This is a genomic window from Flavobacterium sp. GP15 (assembly GCF_014281985.1).
GTDB lineage: Bacteria > Bacteroidota > Bacteroidia > Flavobacteriales > Flavobacteriaceae > Flavobacterium > Flavobacterium pygoscelis.
This window is the reverse complement of record NZ_JACFTC010000003.1, coordinates 111837-136448: the sequence shown is the minus strand read 5'-3', so window position 1 is coordinate 136448 and position 24612 is coordinate 111837. Positions and strand designations below refer to the sequence as shown.

Sequence of the window (24612 nt, the reverse complement as noted above, 5' to 3'; positions counted from 1 at the left end):
AAAAATACTGATTTTTAACCATTTTAAAACACGCATTAGTGATTTGCTAATAGACCTTTAAAGCGTGCAATCGCGAAAAACTTTTACTAATCAGTACTTCTGGTTTTTAAAATACTCCTTTTTTTTACCACAAGTTTTCTAGTTCAAAAACCAAATAAAATGTTTTTTATACCTTTACATTCCATTTTTTTAGTAAAACAGTTTGCTGGAAAAGAATCTTTTTAAAGAATAAAAAAATGAAGAGAAATAAATTACGTTTGATAATCGAAGACAATACAACTAGAAAAGGAAGAATTTTTGACTATTTTATTCAAATCTTAATATTAATTTCTTTAGTCGCTTTTTCTATAGAAACCTTACCAGACAATTCTTTACAAACTAAAAAAATACTTGCAACTATAGAATTGATCAGTATTGTGATTTTTAGCATTGAATATCTACTGCGAATTTATGTTGCTGAAAAACCTCTAAAATATATTTTTAGTTTTTATGGAATTGTAGATATATTATCGATTCTTCCTTTTTATCTAAGTGCCACTTTCAACTTAAAAGCTTTACGAGCTTTTAGAATATTTCGAATATTTAGGGCTTTCAAATTGGTTCGATATAATAAGGCACTAAATAGGTTTAGCAGGGCATTCACTATCATAAAAGAGGAATTAGTGCTATTTTTTATGATTACCTTAATTTTAGTATTTCTAACATCATCAGGGATTTACTTTTTTGAAAACGAAGCGCAACCCAAAGTGTTTAGCTCCTTATTTCATAGTTTATGGTGGTCGATCGTAACCTTAACTACAGTCGGATATGGTGATGTTTATCCAATCACTTTAGGTGGTAAAATCTTTACTTTTTTTGTACTTATAATTGGTGTCGGTATTGTTACAATTCCAGCAGGATTAGTAGCTACAGCATTAACAAAAGCGAGAACTTTAGAGGAAAAAGAAGAATAAAAACAATTATTACGTCGTATTTTTACTAACAGAAAAAACCTGATAAAAAATACCAGGTCATCCTATTGACATATTAAAAAAGGCCATCTTCAGTTAAACCAAAACCAAATTAAATCTAACTAATTCAAATACGTCAAATATTATTAGATTCTATGAACCTATTAACTTTTTCAAACTAGCATAAACCGCTAATTCTACATCTGCATGCTCTTTAGAATTGCATTGTTTTAATAATTGATTTAATAAATCAGAATTAGCTACTTGCTTCTTCTCCATAACCAACAAAAGTTGTTCCGATACATCGCTTAAACTTTTTGATAACGGCAAAATAGGTTGTACCAGGGGAGCATTATAACTTATTTGAACTAAATCTTTATTGATTTGAATCCATTTTTTCAAAAAACTGCTAACCAAAACCGCATTATTCTTATTCTTATCTGCTAAATAAAGAGAAACTGCGGCATCAAAATCTAAAGATGTTGAGGCATCTGGAGTGCAAGCATCGGAAAACAAAGTTAAAGGTGAATAGGTTTGGTATTCTGTTCCTCCTGCATTTCTGGAATAAATTTTTAATGGTTCACACAGATTAGAAAAATCTTGAACAGCTGTTATATCTTGATTGTTGCTAATATTTCTTAAAATCACTTCTTTATTTCTAAGGTGAGTAATTCCAAGCTCTTCTAATCTAAAAGATACTGTTTTAATTCTCTTGTGCATACTTTGCAAATCATTTACGTCTGCACTAGACCATAATCTTTCTGCAATGGCTGCCGTTCTTGGCCAAATTCTAGAATCTAACGTCAATGGTGTCGCGAGTTCTGTCCACATAGTCGCCTCTCCACCTAATATTTTTGCTTTTTCTTCAGGTGTTAGATTGCTATTTTGAGAAATTGGATCATTCAAATAATGATCATTTATACTCTGCATTAAATCGATATAATATCCGTTTGACAATACCGTTTTATAGCCATTTTTAGCCGCTTTTGCAACTGATTCTCCTACTGGAATTCCTTCATTTGGACCTTTCCAGGAATGAATAATAGCATTTTTAGACATATTTTTTGTCATGATCTCTTCCCAGCCCATCAATTGTTTTTTATGTTTTTTAAGCATCGGAACTAACTGCATGGTAAAGTAGGTTTGAAGATCGTGATTGGTTACTAATTTATTTTTCTTTTTAAATTCCTGGATTTTAGGATTTGAATCCCAATCTTTTCCTTCATTTTCGTCTCCACCAATATGAAAATAAGCGCCAGGAAATAAAGGACAAACCTCATCAAAAACTTCACTCAAAAACTGATAGGTTTTAGGATTTAAGGGATCTAATGTTGGATTAAAAATACCTGCATTTCTTTCGATTGTATAATTTGATAAGGACAACAATTCTTGTTTCTTCTCTGCATTTGCATTAGAAAAAGGAAGAACTTTACTTCCCATTTCGGGATAGGCTGTCAAGATAGCCGAAGCATGTCCTGGTACATCAATTTCTGGGACTACAAGAATTCCTCTTTCATCGGCATATTTCACAATACTTTTGATTTCTTCCTGCGTGTAAAACAATCCGTCTGATGCCAATTCCGTTAATTTTGGATGTTTTTTTAGCTGTATTCTCCAACCTTGATCGTCTGTTAAATGCCAGTGAAAAACATTCATTTTTACGGCTGCCATTGCATCCAAATTTCTTTTAATTACATCAACTGGCTGAAAATGTCTTGCCACATCAATCATAAGTCCACGCCAAGTAAATCTTGGTAAATCTGTAATTTTTACTGTTGGAAAATAATAAGAAGTACTATTATTTTGCAACAGTTGTAATAATGTTTCTAAACCATGAAGTGCACCAAGATCTGAAGTTGCATTAATAATGATCTTATCCGATTGTATTTCTAACTGATAACTTTCATCTTCATATAATTCTATTTTTCCGCTTTGAACACAATTTATTTGTAATTCTGCCGAAGGTTCTTGATTTATTTTGGTTATAAAATCTTGCTGAAAAAACAATCCGGTTCTTCCATCCAATCTTCTTAAAAAACGAGTTACACCAACAAAAATTCTAGGATTGGGATTGCCTGTAATATTTACTTTGAAATTTTTGTTAATTGTAAAAGTACCATCAGTCAAATTTATATTTTTGGGCCAAGGCATCAAATCTAATTGCTCTTTTTTTATTTGAGCATTCGATACAAAAGCTACCAATAGTAAGATTAGGGAGTATTTCATATTGTAGGAACTAAATTAAATGTTGTTTTAATAATCAAAACGCTTAAATGCTTCAATCGCTTCATATTCAGCAAGCCCTAAATCATCGTACAGTTTTGCGGTGTTTTTATTTCGGTCTTCGGCTCTTACCCAAAACTCTCGAGAATCATTTCCTTGAAACATAACTCTGTCTTTTTGAGATTGATGGTATAAAATAGCATGTCTTTTTAGCAAAACCTCATCTGGACTCAAAGGAACAGCCATATCTATTTCGTGTAAATCCCATTCGTGCCAAGCGCCACGGTACAACCACAACCAGCAGTCTTTCATGTAAAGTTCTGATTTTAATTGTTTCATGGCAGCAAAAATCGCGTTCAAACAAACCTCGTGTGTACCATGTGGATCTGCTAGATCTCCAGCAGCAAAAACTTGATGGGGCTTAATTTTAGCAATTATAGCTGCGACAATAGCAACATCTACGTTTCCTAATGGATTTTTCTTAATTTGACCCGTTTCATAAAAAGGAAGATCTAAAAAATGGGTGTTTTCATCTTTTAAACCAATATATCTTGTGGCGGCATAGGATTCTCTTCTTCGGATTAATCCCTTTAGTTTTCGAACTTCAAGAGAGTCAATTTGATTTTCTTTTTTATTATTAAGAAAATGAATTATCGACTCAAAATCGAGAACACTTTTTTCTTTTGCAATAAAATCATTCGAAACCTCAGCAAATTTTAATGCTTCATCATCTGTAACTGCTATGTTACCCGAAGTTTGATAAACTACGTGAACATCATGACCTTGTTTTATTAATTTTGAAAAAGTACCTCCCATAGAAATTACATCATCATCTGGATGTGGACTAAAAAGGATGATTCTTTTTTTGGCAGGAGTAGCTCTTTCTGGTCTGTGCGAATCATCTGTATTAGGTTTTCCTCCTGGCCATCCCGTTATGGTATGTTGCAATACATTAAACATATTGATATTTAAATCATAAGCGGAACCTTCCTGTGCCAAAAGATCTGACATACCGTTATTATTGTAATCTCTATCTGTTAATTTTAAAATAGATTGCTCTGTTTTCTGGCATAACCAAACGATTGCTTTACTTTTTAATTCTTGTGTCCAAATGCATTCGCCCACTAACCAAGGAGTTTTAAAACGAGTTAACTCAGAAGCAGCAAATTGGTCTAAAACGAATGTCGCATTGGTATGATTTTGTAAGAATGTAGCAGGAATATCCGAGCTAATATTTCCTTGAATGGTTCTCTTTATAATTTCTCCTTTGTTTTGTCCCCAAGCCATTAGTACAATCCTCTTAGATCTCATAATTGTAGAAACCCCCATTGTAATTGCTCTTTTAGGAACATTATCAATTCCGTTAAAATCAGAAGAAGCATCTACTCTTGTGATATGATCTAAAGTAATGATTCGGGTTCCTGAATTAATGTGAGATCCTGGCTCATTGAATCCAACGTGACCCGTACGCCCAATTCCTAATAATTGAAAATCTAATCCGCCGGCATTTTTGATCCTCATTTCATAATCCACACAATATTGGTTTAACTCCTCTATTGCTACTGTTCCGTCAGGAATATTGATATTCTCAGGATTAATATCAATATGATTAAAGAGATGTTGGTGCATGAAATAATGATAACTCTTGCTATTTTCTTTGGTCATTGGATAGTATTCATCCAAATTAAAAGTAGTAACATTGGCAAAGCTAAGTCCTTCCTCTTTGTGCATACGTACTAATTCTTCATAAACTTTTATCGGGGAAGAACCGGTAGCTAAACCAAGAACACATATTTTGTTTTTTTCTTGTTTATTTCTTATTAATTGCGCTATTTCCTGAGCAACAATTAGAGAACCATCAATAGAATTTTTGAAGATTTCATTATGAATTTTTTCAAATCTGGTGTCTTCAAATTTTCCTGCGCTTTTATAACTTATATCAGATTTAATTTCTAAAGTATTTTTCATTATTATTTTTTTTCAATTGGCTAGCATTCCTTGAAATTAATGTGCTCTAAATTGATGCTAGAGTTCAAATCGTTTTAATCTGAATTATTCAGATCAAAAAAGCTACTCTTGATTTTTTAGTTCCGCTTTATTCTTCTGGAAGCACTGGCCTATTTTCTTTGTACGTTTATTTATTATCAGATTGGATAATCACATTGGGTATAGTATCGTTATATACTAAATCATACAAACTATTCCGTTTTTAAATTGACTATAGGATTAAATTACCGCTGGTTTTACAAATAATTCTAATAAAATTGGATTGTAAAATTTATGTAATTTCAAAATAAAAAAAGGCATAAGCATGGAAATACTTATGCCAATTCTATTCCTTTTTTATTTCCTTTTTTTAGAATTTATTAATACCTGTATCCCACCAAAGTTTAGTACCACCAGTATCTGGACCACCTAAAAGTTGAAGCCCTTTAGCATATCCCATTGGATTTGATGTTTTCTCATTTACAGGAAAGTTTAATCTTTTGACAAAAGTTCCCACAGGAATCTTTCCTGCTGAATAATTGTTTACCGGTAAAAATAATTTAGGATATCCTGTTCTTCTAGTATCTGCCCAAGCTTCTTGACCGTCTGGGAAACCTGCAATCCATTTTTGAGTAATAATTTTTTGCAGTTTCACTTCATTAGAAACAGCATCAGACCATTTAACAGTTACTAAATTTTGAGCTGCAATGTTATTTGCCGCATTTAATGGATCTGAGAAGTTAGCTGGCATAGAAACATCATCACTTAGGTAAGCAGCAACTCCACTAGTACTTAACTGTGCGAAAGAGGTTGTTATACCTGACTCATAAAAACTCTGTGAAGTACCCCCAACATTCCAACCTTTTAAAGCTCCTTCCGATTTCAAGAAGTGGGATTCAGCAGCACAAAACCAAGGTATCATTCCATTTTCGACAATAGGACCTATTATAGAAAATTGGTCCGCTTTTGAAAATCTATATTCATCATTTACCAAAGATCCCATTCTGATACCTTGAAAAGTACCATTTTTTGCCGTCTTAAAAAACATGGCTCTTCTTGGATCATTATATCCGTTCATGATAGACGTTATCGCTCCGCCAGCAGCAATGTCAGCCCACGGTCCGCTAAAAGTAGCAACAGGATGATCTGCTAAGTAAAGCATATTGTCATCATTAGAACTAATAACTCCATAACCTGTTAAGGCCGCTTCTCCTTCTGTTTTTGCTTTTGCTGGATCAATATTTGAGATGCGCATTGCCAAACGCAAACGCAATGAATTAGCAAATTTTATCCATTTTACAATATTTCCTTTTGCGGTAGTTCCATCTGTCTTGTCATTTGCATCAGGGAAAAATGTAGTAGTACCACTAGCCACTTTTGCATTCAATATATCTGTAGCCGTTTTTAATTCCGCAAAAAATTGGTTGTAAACAGCTTGTTGAGAATCATAAGGAGTGGATCCATCAGGATTACCAAAACCAGAATATACAATTGGTCCATAATAATCTGTGGTTTTATGCATTGCATAGACTTTCAAAATCAAAGACCAAGCATAAAATTGTGGGTACTTGTCTTTAGTTAATTTTTCAAGATTATAAGCATAAACCATTTCATTTTGATACTTCTGAACCCATTCTGCTTGGTTCCAACCATCTGTAAGAGCATAAGTAGAGTTATTACTATTTCCAGCAAAATCATGCTGAGTTGCCATGTATCCAGAGAATATATCGGCACTTAAATTGAACTGAATATCCCCTTGCCAATCATCGGCAACAAGAATATACATGGAACGTTCCATCTTTTTAATCGGTCCTTTGACATGATTAAAATCTTGTTCTAACTGTGCATTACTAAAATTAGAATCGCTAGTATTTATATTTTCAAAATCACCTGTACAGCTCCCTAAAGAAAGGGATATGAATGTACCTAAGATTAATAATTTATTTTTCATTTGTGGATTTTTTTATTGATTAAAATCATTTTCGTTGACTTGTAAGCAACTCTTTTGAGTTCAGCTATTTATTTTAAAGTTGAAAAAACAAACATCTTACAATCAAAAAACGGAGTTCTTTTATAGAATTAGAAAGTTAAATTTAAATTAACACCAATACTTCTTGTTGAAGGAGCTCCAAAAATGTCCACTCCTTGTAAACCTTCTCCCGTACTTAATGTCACGTTTGGATCGAATGGGGCATCTTTGTAAAAGAAAAATAAATTTTTACCTACTACAGAAAGGTTTACGGTATTAAAAATGGTGCTTTTACTAAAATCAAAAGAATATCCCAACGAAATTTCCCCTAGTTTAATATTGGTTGCTTTGTACATATATTCTCCCGTAGCACCACTTCTGTCACCCACTTGATTGTAATACTCTTTAGCTGACATTGTAGTTACTGCGTTACCATTAATATCAATAGCATTTATTGAAACACCACCTGCATCTCGAGCGTCTCCTGAAGCTTTAGAAACTCCATAAAAATCTAACATAGCTTCAGTCATACTCATTACATGACCACCAAATCTACCATTTACAAGAACATTTAAAAATGCTTTTTTGTATTTGAACATATTAGAGAAACCTAACATAAAGTCTGGATTAGAACTTCCTAAATCAACAAATTCGGTTTTTTGAATGCGACCGTCGGCATCTAATACAATTTGGCCTTTGTCATTTCTTAGAATATTTTTTCCTTGTATTTCTCCAAATGGTTTACCAACTTCTAATACATATCTATAACTGTTTGGATCACCATTTGTTAGAATAACAGTATTAACAGCTCCTTGAGCACCAGCTCCTAAATCTAAAACTGTATTCTTGTTCGAAGCAAAATTTAAACCTAAATCCCATGAAAAATTATCTAAAACTACTGGCTTTGCAAATAATGTAATCTCTAATCCTTTATTTTGTATACTTCCGGCATTAAAAGCATAATTAGCGTATCCTGTAGTGTTAGGAATTGGAGCTGGAGCTTGTATCAATTGATTTTTGGTTTCGTTTTGGTAGTATGTAAAATCAAAACCCAATCTGTTATTAAAAAATCTCCATTCTGTACCCAACTCATAAGAGTTTTGTTTTTCTGGTTTCAAAGAGGATCCTGGACTCGGTCCTACTTGCGGAATACCCAGTTGACCTCCATTACCAACTGTATTTAAAGGAGTTGTTAAATAAGCACCAACATCATTACCAACTTGAGCATAGGAAGCTCTGAATTTTGCAAAACTAATCGTTTCTGGCAATGAAACCATTTCACTTAAAATCCCCGTAAGACCTACTGACGGATAAAAGAAACCTAAATTATCTGTATTTACTAATGTTGAAGACCAATCGTTTCTACCTGTTACATCCAGAAAAAGAATTTCTTTGTAGTCAAAAGTGGCACTAGCAAATACCGATTGAACTTCTTTTTTGGCACCTACAATTTGATTATTTTTACCTGCAGAGTCAAAATTACCTGTGTTAAACCAGTTAGCATAAACTAATCCGCCTTTTGTAGTACCGGAATCACTTGTAATTGCATCATTAATTGTTGATTTAGTTAAACTCGTACCAATGTTAGCATTAAATGAAAAATCAGCATTGATTTTAGTTGAAATAGTAGCAATTAAATCGGCATACAATTGAGAACTTTCGCTGTCAGAATAAATATATCTTCCATTAGCACCAGATAAGGTTAGATTTGTACTAGCATACATTCTTTTGTCAAATGAATTATTTAATTTATTATATCCTCCTCTAGTTTTAAAACTTAACCAATCATTCGCTTTATAAGTAATTGCTGCAGATGAAATTAAAGATTGATTTTTATCAATAGATCGGTTTCTATTTTGAATCCAAAAAGGATTTTGAATAATATCACTAGTACCCGTTGGCCAATTTTGTACCATTAAGTTTCTTGCTGGATCAAAAACTTCATAATTGTTTTTATAAGTATCAAAATCATTCCCTCTTGGAAATAAATACACACCCGTTAATGGATTAAAATACAATGCATTTACTGGTTTATTGTTAATTTTTTGTTCCGCATAAGACAAAGACGCGTCAACAGTTACTCTATCATCAAACATTTTAATGCTTTGACGTAGCGCAATATTGTTTTTCTTAAACTCATTTGTTGGCATAACACCATCAACTTTAGTATTGGCATAAGTTAGACTCGTTGTCATTTTATCTGTTCCACCGTTTATCGAAACAGAATTAATATAGGTCATACCGGTATTATAAAAATCTTTTACATGATTTGGTGACTTTTTTGCAGCGCCCCAAGAAGTAGTAGCACCAGCTTCTGCAGCATAAGAAGTTTGAAACTCAGGCAAAGAAACTACATTATCAACAAATACACTTGAATTATAATTAGCTGTAACTTTACCCTCTTTACCTCTTTTGGTCGTGACTAAGATTACACCATTAGCTCCTTGAGAACCATATAATGCAGCTGCCGAAGCTCCTTTTAGCACCGTAATAGATTCTATATCATCTGGATTCATCATAGAAATGGCATCTCCACCGTCTCTATTTCCACCAGCTGTATCTCCAAAAACTTGATTCCCTTGAGACGAAGAGGTATTTAACATTGGTATTCCATCAATTACATACAACGGTTGATTGTTTGTAGCAGATGTATTTCCTCTAATAGTAACTTTTACAGAACCACCTGCTCCAGAAGCACTTTTCTCTACGGTTAAACCTGCCACTTTTCCGGACAGACTATTTACTAAGTTTGCATCTTTAACTCTGGTAACTTCATCTCCTTTGACCTCCTGAGCAGAATAGGTTAAGGATTTTTTAGATTTCTTAATTCCCAATGACGTAACCACAACCTCATTAAGTTTATTTTCTGAGGACTCTTTCAATCGTACTTTAATTACTTCGTCTCCAACAACAACATTTTGTTGATCGAAACCGATGTAAGAAATTACTAAAGTCCTTCCTTTCTCTGCTTTAATAGAGAAGCTACCATCAAGATCAGTAACAGTTCCGTTTTTTTCACCAAGTACATTTACATTAGCACCAGGCAATGGCGAACCACTTCCGTCCGTCACAGAACCTTTAATTGTTTTCATTTGAGCAAGCGAAACCTGCGCACTGAAAAGAATCATAAAGATTAAAATAATTTTTTTCATTATAAATGATTTATTTTGTTAGTTATAGTGTAAATCTAATTGTTAAAACATTCTTAAAAAAACAAAATATACTAACAACCATAAAATCAACATTAACCACTTACTTTAATAAACAATGCGTAAATTTTGTGAAATTTAACAGTGAGATCGCAACTATATTCAACCAACGACACTGTTTCTACTACGAAATGCTTTTTGAAAGTCGTTACCAATTTATTTTTAAATTATTTTAAATTTTGGTACTATAAAATTCGATTTTTGGTTTCAAATTCCTTAAAGTTGCAAAACATTCTTATTTGAATTTGTAAAAAACAATCTCTTATCAATAAATTATTTAGTATTGAACTTCATTAAAAAAATAAAATTTAATACCGAATTTAAAAACCATTTTGGTTTTTGGATTATCTTTTTTTTAATCAACTTTTTGCGTTGGGGATCTTACTTTGATAATTATCCGTATTCTTTCAAATCCAATCTGATCGAGTTTTCATTACACATTCCTTTTGTGTACTTTAATTTGTTAGTACTCATTCCGCGTTACATTGTAAAATTTGAATATTATAAATACACTCTGGCTCTATTAGGTAGTTTAGCAGTAATCTATATATTAAAGACAGGTTTGACATATTATATGATTTCTGAGAATATTTGGCCAGAAGCCAATAAAATGTATCATCCTTTTGATATCAATCATATTGTAGCAGTTACCATTGGTGAAATTTATGTTCTATCGATAGCGTCTTCTGTTTTTTCTACCATGAATTGGTTAAAAGAAAGAGATCGCAACACGATTATGAAAAAGAATCAGTCTAAAATGAAACTAAAATATCTAAAGACTCAAATACAACCTCACTTTTTTTTTAATACACTCAATAACTTATATGCTTTATCTTTAGAATCTTCAAAAAAAGTTCCCGATGTAATTCTAAAACTTTCCCGATTGATGGAATATATTCTGTATGACGTTAAGGGAACTAAGATGGTCGATTTGACTAAAGAGATTGATTACATACAGAATTATATAGAAATTGAAAAGCTTCGTTTTGAAAACGTAGAAGTCGCAGTAAATATAGAATCGAATATCGACGACATAAAAATCCCTCCCTTATTGGTGATTACGCTAATAGAAAATGCATTCAAACATGGTGGTCCTTGTAACAGTAATCTTAGAATCAAAATCAATTGCAAAGTTATTGACAACACAATACTGGAATTTGAAATACTAAATAATTTTGTACTTTCACAAAATGCTAAAACTAAAAAAGGCATTGGTTTATCTAATACTAAAAAGAGATTGAAATTAATTTTTCAAAATAATTTTACCTTAGAAAAAACAGTTAAATTCAATTATTATATCATTCGTTTACAAATACCTGTTCAAAATGAAGATTAAATGTGTTTTGATTGATGATGAGCCATTGGCTACAAAAATTCTGCAAAATTATTTCACAAATTTTGCAGACTTTGAAATTATTGGCGTTTTTCACAATGCCATAGAAGCGCTCGATTTTATAAACAATAATACGATTGATATTGTCTTTTTAGACATACACATGCCTTTGATGACAGGATTTGAATTGATCCGATTGATTGAGAATAAAACTAAAATTGTAATTACAACTGCTTTTAGAGAGTTTGCTGCAGAGAGTTATGAGTTAGATGTGTTGGATTATTTAGTAAAACCTATTCCGCTTCCTCGTTTTATAAAATGCATTCATAAAATTGAAGCTGATTTTAATTTAAAAAATAATCTTAAAGTAGAAACACCTAGATTAGACCCTCATATTTTTATCAAAGTAGATAAAAAAATGGTCAAAATAATTATTGATGAAATTCTTTTTATTGAGGGAATGAAAGAATATATAAAAGTAGTAACCGCTGATAAAACCTACATTACCCACAAATCTCTTACCGCTCTATCCGAAGAATTACCTGAAGATAAATTTACTCGCATTCATAAATCGTATATAATTGCCATTAATAAAGTAAAATTTATAGAGGGCAATAGAATACAAGTGCATTCATACATATTACCAATTGGCCGAAATTATAGTAAGGATGTAAAAATTAGAATTTTAGAGTAATTACAATTTTACAACCAACACATTTTGCAGTTGGTAAAAGAAATACTGTCGATGGTATAATATAAGTCATTTTTATAATGAATTACTTTTTTTTAATTTTCCTAAAAGATACATTTACGGATGGAACAAATTATTAACCTAAAAAATTAACCAAACAAAAATTATGAATACAGAAAAAACTCAGTCTAACAATTCTGCGCTTTACACGCTAATAACCGTATTTTTCTTTTGGGGTTTTATTGGCGCATCAAACGGTGTTTTTATTCCGTTTTGTAAAGCTAAATTTGGGTTAGACCAATTTCAAAGTCAGCTAATTGATTTTGCCTTTTATGGCGCTTATTATATTGGTGCATTATTACTTTTTATTTTAAGTAGTATCGCTAAAAAAGACATTTTAAATGGATGGGGATTCAAAAAAGGAATTATCTATGGTTTATTAATAAGCACTTTTGGCGCAGGGTTAATGATTCTTGCAGTAACTGAAGGAAATTATCTTTTTATTCTTGGAGCTTTATTCATTGTTGCCCTTGGTTTTTCATTACAACAAACTTCGGCACAACCATTTGCTGCTTCTCTTGGAGAGCCACATACGGCATCAAGTAGGTTAAACCTTGCTGGAGGAATCAACTCATTGGGAACAACGATAGGACCAATAGTAGTTTCTATAGCATTATTTGGTGTAATTGCTGGAGTAAATATTGAAGAATATGCTCAAAAACCAGATTCATTAGAGTCTATGAGAATTTTATATGTATTTGTAGGTGGTTTATTTTTATTGGCTGCTGCATTATTTCATTTTTCAAAAAAACTGCCCGCTGGAAAAACGGATGCTACCTTTGAAATGGCAAACAAAGCCATCAAGACGCTTATTGCTATTACGGTAATTTTAGTAATTATTTTTGCTTATATCTTTTCTCGATACGAAGACCCAACCTTTATTACCCATTTTATCGAAAATAAAGAAAAAGATTATTTAGGATTAGCACTTACTATTTCAACGCTATTAGTAGTTGTTATTGGTCTCTTTTTTGCAAATACTACAGCACAAAAAAATCCTGAAGGTTGGGGCGCCATGAAATATCCTCAGTTAGTTTTGGGAATGGTAGCGCTTTTTGCCTACGTAGGTGTAGAAGTAACGATAGGAAGTAATCTTGGTGAATTATTGGTAACTCCTGATTTTGGATCTATTTCTGGACCTGGTCTTGCTCCTTATATGTCAATGTACTGGGGAAGTTTAATGATTGGTCGTTGGGCGGGAGCAATTACTGTATTCAATCCGTCGTCTATGGTAAAGAAAATATTATTAATTGTAGTTCCTTATGTGGCATTTGGTGTTATACTAACTGCTAATGCAATTTCTGGACAAGATGTTACTCCGTTATATGCTTATGCATTTGTAATTTTATTTCAAATAACTGGTTTCTTTTTAGGTAAAGATCAACCTTCAAGAACGCTAATGATATTTGGATTAATGGGAATGACAGCTATGATTATAGGATTACTTACTACAGGTACAATTGCTATTTTTGCCTTTATGAGTGGTGGGTTATTCCTAAGTATCATGTGGCCTTGTATTTTCTCATTAGCAATTGCAGGATTAGGTAAATATACTTCACAAGGTTCCGCCTTTTTAGTAATGATGATTTTAGGTGGCGGAATTATTCCTCCATTACAAGGAAAATTAGCTGATATTATAGGCATTCATGCTTCGTACTTTATTCCTGTACTTTGCTTCTCCTTTATTGCATTCTATGGTTGGAAAGTGATTAGAATTTTAGAGAAACAAGGAATTGGAAAAGAAATAGAAATGGGTGGTAGTCACTAATTAAAATAAAACCAATAAAAAATCCCATTTGCCGCGGCGAATGGGATTTTTTTTATAATAATGTAGAAATCTAAAAAGAAATTTATTTATTCCCTTTTTCAAAATCAGCAACAAATTGAGCTAATCCGATATCAGTAAGTGGGTGTTTCAATAATCCGTAAATTGCAGAAAGTGGTCCCGTCATAACATCAGCACCAATCTTAGCACAATTCACAATATGCATGGTGTGACGCACTGAAGCAGCAAGAATTTGAGTTTCATAACCGTAGTTGTCATAAATTAATCTAATTTCTTCAATCAAAGCCAAACCATCGGTAGATACGTCATCTAAACGACCAATGAACGGAGAAACATAAGTAGCTCCCGCTTTAGCAGCTAATAAAGCTTGTCCCGCTGAGAATACTAAAGTTACATTTGTTTTAATTCCTTTATCCGAAAAGTATTTTGCAGCCATAACACCTTCTTTAGTCATAGGCAATTTTACCACGATTTGATCGTGTAAATCAGCTAACTCCTCTCCTTCTTTAATCATTCCGTCGTAATCCAAAGCATTCACTTCGGCACTTACATCACCATCAACCAAATTACAAATGTCAACATAGTGTTTCAAAATGCTATTTTTTCCTGTAATTCCCTCTTTCGCCATCAACGATGGGTTTGTAGTAACGCCATCTAAAACGCCTAATGCTTGTGCTTCTTTAATCTGAGCTAAATTAGCCGTGTCAATAAAAAATTTCATAATTTTTGTATTTAATTGTGTGTTTTATAATTTGGGCGTGTTCGCCGCGGCGAAACGGGCTTTGCGCTACAAGTCCTCAAATAATTCCGCTGATGCTACATTATACTATGGGCTTTTCACTACAAATGAAATTCACTGAACTCTATAAAAAATAGACGCTTAGTAAAGTAATCCCTAACGCTATTAAAATTCAGTGCAAAATTACAATTTATAATGATTCATAAGCATTTTTTCATACACTATATCAGGCAAAACTCTTTTTAAAACGATTGAAAATTTCTGCATAAAAACCCCAACCTTATAATGGATTTTTGGATTTGGAGATTGAATAATTTTATAAACTGCTTCCGCCATTTCGTTAGGATTACTGCCAGAATCAACATGTTCATCCATAGTACGCAAGGTATTTTCATACGGAACTTTATAATCAGAATCCTGAATTACTGGTGCATGAAAACGACCAGAAGCGATATTGGTTGCAAAATCTCCTGGTGCCACATTGGTGATCTTGATTCCCAATGCCTTTACTTCCATTCGTAAAGCTTCTGTAATCAGTTCTAAAGCTCCTTTGGAGGCGGAATAAACACTTCTGTAAGGCAATCCCATATACCCAGCTATAGAGGTAATATTGATAATTAATCCAGATTTTTGTTTGCGCATTTGTGGTAAAACTGTTTTCATAACTGCAATAGGACCAAAAAAATTCGTTTCAAAATTATTTTTGATTTCCTCCATTGGAATTTCTTCCAAAGGTCCTGTTATTCCAACACCAGCATTATTAATTACAATATCAATTTTTCCCGACAAAGCAATAACTTTGGCTACAGCCAAACCAATCGAATTAGAATCTCTGACATCTAAAGCTACTAAGGGAAAAACCGAATTCAAAACACGTTCAGGATTTCTACTCGTACCATAAACAACAAAACCTTTATGATGCAAAAATTCACCTATAGATTTCCCAATTCCTGAAGAACCTCCTGTAATAAGAACTACTTTACCCATTTGCTATACTATTTAATACGAAAGGTCCAAAAATAAAAAAATCCTCCCGAAGGAAGACTATTATTATCTTTATTTCAAAAAAAAATCTTCCAAAAAAGAAGATTTATAAAAAATGGCAAGCGACCTACATCGCACCGCTCAACCACGTACCCTTGCTATGTTCCCATCCTGGGGGAGTCTGCAGGAGCTGGTCGTGTAGGACTTGCCGGTGCAAATATACAACACTTTTTATATTTTTGCAATACCTTTGCAGCTATAAAATATCGTTGTATATTGTTCTATCAAAAATTTAAACTATGAAAAATCATAACTTCCTATTTATCATTTTATTAGGAATCACATTATCCAATTGCGGTGATACAAAAAAAGGTGAAAATTCTATATTTACTATTGATAATAGTGCTTTTAAGGAGCAATATCAGCCACAAGAGTCTCTTAAATTAGCTATATTAAATCCAAATAACAAAGCGGTAGATAGTATCACTTACTTTGTAAATGATAAAAAAGTAGCAACAATCAAAGGAATTGAAAAACTAAACTTTGATTTAAAAGAGCAAAAATTAGGCTATCAAAACCTTAAAGCAAAGGTTTATTATGATAATGAATTTTCTGAAGCTACTGCAAGAGTTGAGCTAGTTTCTAATGTACAACCTAAATTATTAAAGTATAAAATTGTAAATACTTACCCTCATGATTATGAAGCGTACACTCAAGGTTTAGAATTTTATCGTGACACATTATATGAAGGAACAGGAAATGGAAGTGGTCCAACTGGTAAAAGAGGTGTTTCGAGCTTAAGAAAAACAGATTATAAAACTGGTAAAGTTTACAAAAAAGTAGAACTTGCGGATCAGTATTTCGGTGAAGGGATCACAATTCTAAATAACAAAGTCTACCAACTAACTTGGCAAAATAACGAAGGTTATATTTATAATGCCGATACCTTCAAGAAAGAAAAAACATTCCCGTATTTTAAACAAATTGAAGGTTGGGGACTTACAAATGACGGGACTTATTTATACCAATCGGACGGAACAGAGAAAATTTGGAAATTAGACCCTAAAACACTCAAAGAAGTAGATTATATTAACGTTTACTCTTATGAAACCAAAATAAAGGCGGTGAATGAATTGGAATGGATTAATGGTAAAATTTACGGAAATATCTATCAAAAAGATGCGATTGCTATTATAGATCCAAAAAGCGGAATTGTTGAAGCAATTATCAATCTTGTTGACCTAAAAAGTAAAGTCAGTCATTTACCTGACACTGATGTTTTAAACGGAATTGCTTACAACCCTAAAACTAAAACCATTTTTGTAACTGGAAAAAACTGGGATAAAATGTTTGAAATTTCAGTTTCAGAGTAACATAATGTAGAGTATTACTACTTGCCAGAAAGATGCGAAGACACTAAGTTAAATTCTGTGTAAACTAAAATTGATTTATAAATTTTTCCACGAAGGCACTAAGTCCACTAAATTAAATTTAAAATTTGTGCCTTAGTGCCTTCGTTGCGTAAAAAAAAATGTCAGGAATCAGACATTGAAATCTACCTAAAACAAACCCACAAAAATGACAACTTTAATCACAAATATTAAGGAATTACTCCAAGTTAGAGCAATTAGCGTTGCTAAAGTTTCTGGAGCAGAAATGGCTATTCTTCCAACTATAAAAAATGCTTATTTAGTTATCAAAGACAATTTTATTGCTGATTTTGGATCAATGAATGATGTACCAAAAATAGACACAGATAAGATTATTGATGCAACCGGAAAAATAGTGCTACCATCTTGGTGTGACAGTCATACTCATATTGTATATGCTGGAAATCGAGAGCAAGAATTTGTAGATCGCATCAACGGATTGACCTACGAAGAAATTGCCAATCGCGGTGGTGGAATTTTAAACTCGGCAAAAAAACTCAACGAAACTTCTGAAGAGGAAATTTATCAGCAATCAAAAGCACGTTTAGAAGAAGTGATGCGTTTAGGAACTGGCGCCGTAGAGATTAAATCGGGTTATGGACTAACCGTAGAAGGAGAACTTAAAATGCTTCGTGTTATTCAACAATTAGCTCAAAATTATTCTATAACGATTAAAGCTACCTTTCTTGGCGCTCATGCTATTCCAACAGCATACAAAGAAAATAGAAAAGGATATATAGATTGCATGTTAAATGAAATGCTTCCTGAAATTGCTAAAAACAAACTCGCTGACTTCATAGATGTGTTTTGTGAAACCGGTTATTTTACTGTTGCCGAAACAGAAGCCATTATCGAAGCTGGAATTAAACTAGGTTTAAAACCCAAAATTCACGTAAATCAATTTAACTCTATTGGAGGAATTCAAGCTGGAGTAAAATACCAGGCACTTTCTGTAGATCATCTAGAAGTTATGACTAAAGAAGATATTATGGCTCTAAAAAACACCGAAACAATGCCAGTGGCATTGCCATCATGCTCTTATTTTCTGAGTATTCCTTACACACCTGCCCGCGAAATGATCGCTCAAGGACTACCAATAGCATTGGCTACAGATTATAATCCTGGATCAACTCCATCAGGAAATATGAATTTTGTGGTAGCAACAGCCTGTATTAAAATGAGGATGACTCCAGAAGAAGCTATAAATGCAGCAACAATAAATGGTGCTTATGCCATGGGAATTTCAGAAACTCATGGAAGTATTACCATTGGCAAAAAAGCAAATCTCATTATCACAAAACCCATTCCCTCCTATTACCAATTGCCCTACGCTTTTGGTAGTAATCTAATTGAAACGATTATCATAGAAGGTGAAATTTTGGCATAAAAAAAAGAGGAACATTACGTTCCTCTTTTTTTTATTCTATTTTAAGACTATCTTAAGTTAAAACTTGTTTTAGAAACCAATTGATCTTTATCAAAAATATTGATGAAATAAGTTCCTTTAGCAAAATCTTTACCTTTTAAATCCTCAGAAACTTGAATTGTTTTGTTTTCATAATTAACATTAGTAATAAAACTGTATGTCAAAATATTTTGTCCAAAAGTCTCTGTTTTCTTATCACCTAAAACATTATTTTTACTGTCAATTACTTGTACATAATAGCTTTTAGCACCAGATTTTGCAATAGCATTTTCAGCAATTGTAAAGTTAACTCTCAAAACATCAGCTCTACTAGCTTTATCTGTTTCAATTTGTTTTCCTGAACTTTTTAATTTATACGCAGAACCTCTTGTGTTTAAAACCGTTAGTTTAGAACCCATTTCTACTGCTTTAGACAATTCTTCGTTTTGACCTGTTAATGCTTCTACATTTTTCTTAGTCTCTCCTAAAACCACTACTGTACTATCACGTTGTGAGGTTAGTGAAGTGTTTGCCTTTTTTAAAGTCTCATTTTCTGCCATTAATACTTTCATATTTGATTGCAAGGCAACAAATTGAGTTTTGTATTTTGATAATGAAGCGACATCACCTTTAGATTTACTTAAATCAGCCATTAGATTAACAACTTTGTCTCTTTCTTGAATTAATTCGTCAGACATCGATGTGTTTTCTGAAATAGCAGCATCATAAGTCGATTTTAGCTCTTCTAGATCCTTCATGACTAATTCTTTTTCAGTCATAGTTGATTTCAATTCTGTTTTAACGGTATCCGCGTCAGAGGTCATTTTAAATATGTATATTAAACTTCCTACTAATAAAATAGCTAATACTGCTACTACTGCCTTAAGACTTGAATTGCTTTTTTGATTTTCCATATAGATTTTTTTTTTCAAATTTAATAATATATAATTATCTAATAACGAAACTTAACACAATTATAGTATTTTTGGAAAAAATATTTTTTTAATGGAAAAAATTATCCCTTTCACGATCAAAGATCTATCAAAAATAACAAATCATAGAAGTGGTGAAATAAAATTTGGAGAGAAAATGATAACTATTCCAAAAGATACTGATTCTCTTGAATTTATAAAAACTTGTGAAGCCAAATATGTATTATTTGGAATTCCAGAAGATATAGGCGTTAGAGCAAATTATGGCAGACCTGGAGCAGCATCAGCTTGGGAAAGTGCCATAAAAAACATCGCTAACATACAACACAACCGTTTTTGCAAAGGCAATCAACTGGTTGTTTTAGGACAACTAGATGTAACTCAAGTTATGAAAAATGTCGAATTACTAGATTTTAATGACATTGATGATCGTTCAAAATTAAGTCAATTGGTTGACAAAATCGATAAAGACGTTTCGCATATAATTTTTAATCTTATCAAATTAGGTAAAATACCTATTGTAATTGGTGGTGGTCATAATAATTCCTACGGAAATATAAAAGGTACCGCCCTAGCAAAAGGAAAACCAATAAATGCAATTAATTTTGATGCACATTCTGATTTTAGAATTTTAGAGGGGCGTCACAGCGGAAATGGCTTTTCATATGCCTATGAAGAAGGATTTCTTAAAAAATATTTCATTTTTGGTTTGCATGAAAATTACATTTCCAAAAGTGTTTTAGATATTATCAAAAAAATAGAAGACCGAGTTCGTTTTAATACCTATGATAGTGTAAACATCAGAAGAGAAAAAGAATTTGATCATGAGATGGAACAAGCTTTAGACTTTATTAATGATGATTTCTATGGCTTAGAAATTGACTTAGATGCTATTCCTAATATTGCCAGTAGTGCAATGACAATGAGCGGATTCTCGGTAGAACAACTTAGACAATTTATTTCCTATTTTGGAAAAACCAAAAACGTATCTTATCTGCACATTTGTGAAGGAGCTCCAGATTTAGGAGAAGAAAAAAACAACCACTTAATTGGTAAACTCATCGGATATCTTGTAACCGATTTTATGAAATCGAACAGTGCAGCACTTTCATAAGCCAATCAATATTTACGCACAACAGCTATAATTGAGGTCTTGAACAAGTTATAAATAAGCATCAAAAATAATAATACTATCTTTGTTGCCTTATCTATGTACTTAATACAAGATATTTAATATTAAAATTATGTTATTCGAAGATTTATCGCTCTCAAAAAGTATACAAAAAGCCGTATTTGAACAAGGCTATATAGAAGCAACCCCAATACAAGAACAAGCAATACCTATCGTTTTATCAGGACGTGATCTAATTGGTTGCGCTCAAACAGGAACCGGAAAAACGGCAGCTTTTGCAATACCTATTATTCATCAACTGCATAGAATTGTAGGTTCGTCTAAAAAAGCTAGTCCAATTCGCGCCCTTGTTATTACACCAACAAGAGAATTGGCAGTCCAAATTGGACAAAATTTTGATCAATATGCAAAATACACTAACCTAGTACAACTTACTATTTTTGGTGGCGTTTCTCAAGTTCCTCAAGTAGAAATGCTAAAAAAAGGAATCGATATTCTAATTGCAACTCCAGGCCGTTTATTAGATTTAGTAAAACAAGGATTTATAGATCTAGATCATTTACATACATTAGTACTCGATGAAGCAGATCAAATGCTTGATATGGGATTTGTAAATGATGTCAAAAAAATTGTAAAACTAACACCTAATAATAGACAAACACTTTTTTTCTCAGCAACAATGCCAACTGCTATCAGAGAATTAGCAGAAATGTTTCTTAAAGATCCTGCAACTGTTAGCGTGTCACCCGTTTCATCTACTGCCGAAAGTGTAGAACAAAGAGTTTATTTTGTCGAAAAAGGAGAAAAAAGAAATTTATTATACCACTTAATAAAAAATGAAAACTTGTCTAATGTTTTGGTTTTTTCGAGAACCAAGCATGGAGCCGACAATGTTGTAAAAGCGTTGCGTAAGCATGATATTGCTGCCGAAGCCATTCATGGAGATAAATCTCAAAATGCTAGACAACGCGTTTTAGATGGTTTCAAAAATAAAGAAGTTAACGTATTAGTAGCTACTGATATTGCGGCAAGAGGAATTGATATTGATCAGTTACCATTTGTAATTAATTTTGACTTACCCAATGTGCCTGAAACTTATGTTCATAGGATTGGAAGAACGGGTCGTGCTGGAAATGTAGGTGTTGCCATATCTTTTTGTGGAAAAGACGAACATCAGTATTGGAAAGACATTCAGAGATTAATCAAAGTAGATGTAAAAATAGTAAGTGATCATCCTTATGGTTGGCATTCAGGAAGCCCAGAAACAGCTCCTGGTGCAAAACAAAGTAATTCTAACAGAAGTGCAGGTGCTCATAAATCTAGAAAATCGGAAGTTTCTAAACAGAATAAAAAACGTTGGTATTAGTCTAATTTTTATTTTAAATAGATTAATTATATCTGAATCAATAATTTATAAATCGCTGGATCTGAAATTTAAAACTTTCTAATCCAGCGATTTTTTTATTATTTTGAAATAACAATCTTTCCAGAAATTGATTAATTTTTAGAAATTAAAATAGTAATCATATCAACTAATTTAATAGCATCAAATGGTTTCATTATAATATCGTTAATTCCAGCCGAAATAGCTTCTTCAGTAATTTCAGCCTTATCAAATGCTGTTAATGCTACTATTGGCGTTATAATTCCTTTAGAACGAATCTTTCGAGTTGTGTCAAAACCATTTATCAAAGGCATATTAATATCCATTAAAATAATATCGAAATATTCTTTCTCTAAAATTTCAATGGCAGCATAACCATTATCAACCACACTACATTTAAAGTTGTTTTTTTCAATGGTTTTTTTGGTAACCAACTGGTTGATGCGATTGTCCTCTACAACCAAAACATTTACAGTATTGGGAGAATTACTAAGATTGACTTGAATACTGTTTATAATATCAATTGTTTTTTCAGGATTGTATTCAAAACCTATAACAAATTTAAAAATCGAACCTTTATTAATAGAACTATCAACCGAAATAGAACTATCAAACAATTCTAAAAGTTGTTTCACTATTGAAAGTCCTAAGCCGGTTCCTTGATAATCAGTTTCTTTCCTTCGAATTTGTACAAACTTATCAAAAATATTTTCTTGATCTTCTACAGCAATTCCAATACCATTGTCTGCAATTATAAATGCTATAAAATATGTTTTCTGAACTATTTTAATCAAGTTAGCACTTATACTTACTTCTCCATTGGATGTGAATTTTAGCGCGTTGCTTACCAAATTCATTATAATTTGCGAAAACCTCAGTTTATCTCCAATCAAATAGTCCGGAATATCAGGATCAATGTTCACTACAATGCCGTTATTGTTCTGTTTTGCTAAAAAGGAAAGAGAGTTTTTTACGAGATCAATTTCATCTAAAAGATTAAAAGTTAAATTTTCTAGGACAATTCTTTTATCTTCAATTTTATTAATTTGGAGAATATCATTTACTAATGATAGCAAGTATCTAGCAGAAAATTTCAGAGAACTTAAATAGGGACTATTGGCTAATTCTTTGTGTTCTTCTGCCAAGATGTTTGTAATTCCGACGACACCATACAAAGGAGTTCTCAGCTCGTGACTTACCGTAGATACAAATTGAGATTTTAGCTTAGAGGCTACCTCTTCTTTTTCTATAGCAATCAATAATTGTTTGTTTGAATGGGAAAGATCAGCATTGGATTTCTTCTTTAAATTATTATTTTTAAATAAAGAATAAATTAACAACAGTAAGATAACAGATATCGCTAAAAATAAAAATAATATTGTTTTTGATTTTCCAAGCAATATCAGATTAGCTTTTTTTTCGGCTTCAAACTTATCAATTTCTCTTTTATAGTCTTCTAATTCTAAATTTACACCAACGCTATTAGCTTGATCAATTTTATCTTTACTGTAAAGCGCGTCTGTAATTTCATTGTATTTTGATAGGTTTAGATACCCATTTTTAAAATCTCCGTTTCCAATTAAAAATTTAGAATATTCTAAATGAGCAAAAGATAAATCTGATTTTTGATCGGTTTCATTTCCAAGTTTTATAGCCTTTAAAAAAAATGCATTAGCTTTTTCATTATTTCCCTCATGCGCATAATACATTGCATTGAGCATGCTTATTGCAGCAAAACTGGAATCATCACCCTTTTTTGACTTGTTATTATTAATATATTTTAAACTATCATATCCTTTTTCAAAATTTTTAATATCAAAATACGCCCAAGTAATATTTAATTTTGTCATGAAAATTTGATTTTTATCGGCTATTTTCTGACTGTATTTTAATGAGTTTTGGTAATACGCAATTCCTTTTAAATATTGCTTTTTTTCAAAACAATAAATATTTCCTAAGTTATTGTATATTTTATTGGTTAAAGTATCAAACTCTATTTTTTGGGCATTAATTAAGGATTTGTTGTAAAAAAAAATAGCTTTTTCAAATTGTGCAAGTTCTGCGTAGTTTGCAGCAATAGTATTGTATGAAATGGCTATAGATGAAAAATCATTTGCTAAGATGGCTTCATGCAAGGCCATTTTTGAAATCTCGAGTGATTTACTAAAATTTGTCTCTTTTAGATATTGAGAAGCTTGATCTGTTAAAACAGTAATTTCTTTTTTGGAAAAGGTAATTGTCTGTGCTAGTATGTTATTATCAAAAAAAACAGACAATACAACGAATAGCAAAACAATACGATTCAGATACATAGCTAAAATTTATTTATCAAATATACCTTTTATTAGCAAAATAAAAATTTTATTTAAACAAATTTATTATACAGAATAAGTGTACAT

The 24612-nt window shown here is 32.0% G+C and carries 16 protein-coding genes and 1 other RNA gene; 8 read left to right on the top strand and 9 right to left on the bottom strand.

Annotation, left to right across the window (positions count from 1 at the left end; all coding sequences use genetic code 11):
- Positions 1–236: 236 nt before the first annotated feature.
- A complete protein-coding gene (locus H2650_RS08565) occupies positions 237–953 on the top strand; it encodes an ion transporter (RefSeq protein WP_188050389.1) in 717 nt (238 codons plus the stop codon).
- A 150-nt stretch (positions 954–1103) separates the two neighbouring features.
- Here the strand turns inward: H2650_RS08565 and H2650_RS08560 are convergent, their stop codons facing one another.
- From H2650_RS08560 to H2650_RS08545, 4 genes are all read right to left on the bottom strand, one after another.
- A complete protein-coding gene (locus tag H2650_RS08560; protein ID WP_255462832.1) occupies positions 1104–3176 on the bottom strand; it encodes a beta-N-acetylhexosaminidase in 2073 nt (690 codons plus the stop codon).
- A 27-nt stretch (positions 3177–3203) separates the two neighbouring features.
- The gene (gene nagB, locus H2650_RS08555; protein ID WP_188050388.1) at positions 3204–5141 is read right to left on the bottom strand and encodes a glucosamine-6-phosphate deaminase; all 1938 of its coding nucleotides are present in this window, start codon (positions 5139–5141) and stop codon (positions 3204–3206) included.
- Positions 5142–5529: 388 nt separating this feature from the next.
- Positions 5530–7110, bottom strand: coding sequence for a SusD/RagB family nutrient-binding outer membrane lipoprotein (locus H2650_RS08550; RefSeq protein WP_188050387.1), 1581 nt, complete (start codon positions 7108–7110; stop codon positions 5530–5532).
- A 128-nt stretch (positions 7111–7238) separates the two neighbouring features.
- Positions 7239–10280, bottom strand: a complete 3042-nt coding sequence (locus H2650_RS08545; protein ID WP_188050386.1) for a SusC/RagA family TonB-linked outer membrane protein — start codon at positions 10278–10280, stop codon at positions 7239–7241.
- 340 nt (positions 10281–10620) lie between these two features.
- On the opposite strand from H2650_RS08545, the gene H2650_RS08540 reads away from it, so the two are divergent.
- The 3 genes from H2650_RS08540 to H2650_RS08530 all read left to right on the top strand — a co-directional run bounded on the left by H2650_RS08540 (position 10621) and on the right by H2650_RS08530 (position 14189).
- Positions 10621–11673 carry a sensor histidine kinase gene (locus H2650_RS08540; protein ID WP_188050385.1) on the top strand — a complete coding sequence of 351 codons (1053 nt, stop codon included), beginning with the start codon at positions 10621–10623 and terminating at the stop codon, positions 11671–11673.
- Positions 11663–12364 (top strand): LytTR family DNA-binding domain-containing protein, encoded by a 702-nt coding sequence (locus tag H2650_RS08535; RefSeq protein ID WP_188050384.1) that lies wholly within the window; start codon positions 11663–11665, stop codon positions 12362–12364. The genes H2650_RS08540 and H2650_RS08535 overlap by 11 nt, the downstream gene beginning before the upstream one ends.
- Positions 12365–12527: 163 nt before the next feature.
- Positions 12528–14189, top strand: a complete 1662-nt coding sequence (locus H2650_RS08530; RefSeq protein WP_188050383.1) for an MFS transporter — start codon at positions 12528–12530, stop codon at positions 14187–14189.
- Positions 14190–14271: 82 nt separating this feature from the next.
- Here H2650_RS08530 and fsa read toward each other — a convergent pair whose 3' ends face one another.
- From fsa to ffs, 3 genes are all read right to left on the bottom strand, one after another.
- The gene (gene fsa, locus H2650_RS08525) at positions 14272–14928 is read right to left on the bottom strand and encodes a fructose-6-phosphate aldolase (RefSeq protein WP_035672771.1); all 657 of its coding nucleotides are present in this window, start codon (positions 14926–14928) and stop codon (positions 14272–14274) included.
- A gap of 201 nt (positions 14929–15129) precedes the next feature.
- Entirely contained in the window at positions 15130–15933 is an 804-nt protein-coding gene (locus H2650_RS08520; protein WP_188050382.1) for an SDR family oxidoreductase, read from the bottom strand.
- A 110-nt stretch (positions 15934–16043) separates the two neighbouring features.
- An RNA gene (gene ffs, locus H2650_RS08515) (signal recognition particle sRNA small type) lies at positions 16044–16141 on the bottom strand.
- Positions 16142–16229: 88 nt separating this feature from the next.
- On the opposite strand from ffs, the gene H2650_RS08510 reads away from it, so the two are divergent.
- The gene (locus H2650_RS08510; protein WP_188050381.1) at positions 16230–17303 is read left to right on the top strand and encodes a glutaminyl-peptide cyclotransferase; all 1074 of its coding nucleotides are present in this window, start codon (positions 16230–16232) and stop codon (positions 17301–17303) included.
- Positions 17304–17508: 205 nt separating this feature from the next.
- A complete protein-coding gene (hutI, locus tag H2650_RS08505) occupies positions 17509–18747 on the top strand; it encodes an imidazolonepropionase (RefSeq protein ID WP_188050380.1) in 1239 nt (412 codons plus the stop codon).
- Positions 18748–18794: 47 nt separating this feature from the next.
- Here hutI and H2650_RS08500 read toward each other — a convergent pair whose 3' ends face one another.
- Positions 18795–19679, bottom strand: a complete 885-nt coding sequence (locus H2650_RS08500; RefSeq protein ID WP_188050379.1) for a hypothetical protein — start codon at positions 19677–19679, stop codon at positions 18795–18797.
- A 91-nt stretch (positions 19680–19770) separates the two neighbouring features.
- Here H2650_RS08500 and H2650_RS08495 point away from each other — a divergent pair, with 91 nt between their 5' ends.
- Both H2650_RS08495 and H2650_RS08490 read left to right on the top strand, forming a co-directional pair.
- Complete coding sequence (locus H2650_RS08495; protein ID WP_188050378.1) at positions 19771–20811, top strand: formimidoylglutamase; 1041 nt, start codon at positions 19771–19773, stop codon at positions 20809–20811.
- Between the two features lie 130 nt (positions 20812–20941).
- Complete coding sequence (locus H2650_RS08490) at positions 20942–22195, top strand: DEAD/DEAH box helicase (RefSeq protein ID WP_188050377.1); 1254 nt, start codon at positions 20942–20944, stop codon at positions 22193–22195.
- A 131-nt stretch (positions 22196–22326) separates the two neighbouring features.
- On the opposite strand, the gene H2650_RS08485 is transcribed toward H2650_RS08490, so the two are convergent.
- Entirely contained in the window at positions 22327–24525 is a 2199-nt protein-coding gene (locus H2650_RS08485; RefSeq protein WP_188050376.1) for a response regulator, read from the bottom strand.
- Positions 24526–24612 lie beyond the last annotated feature (87 nt).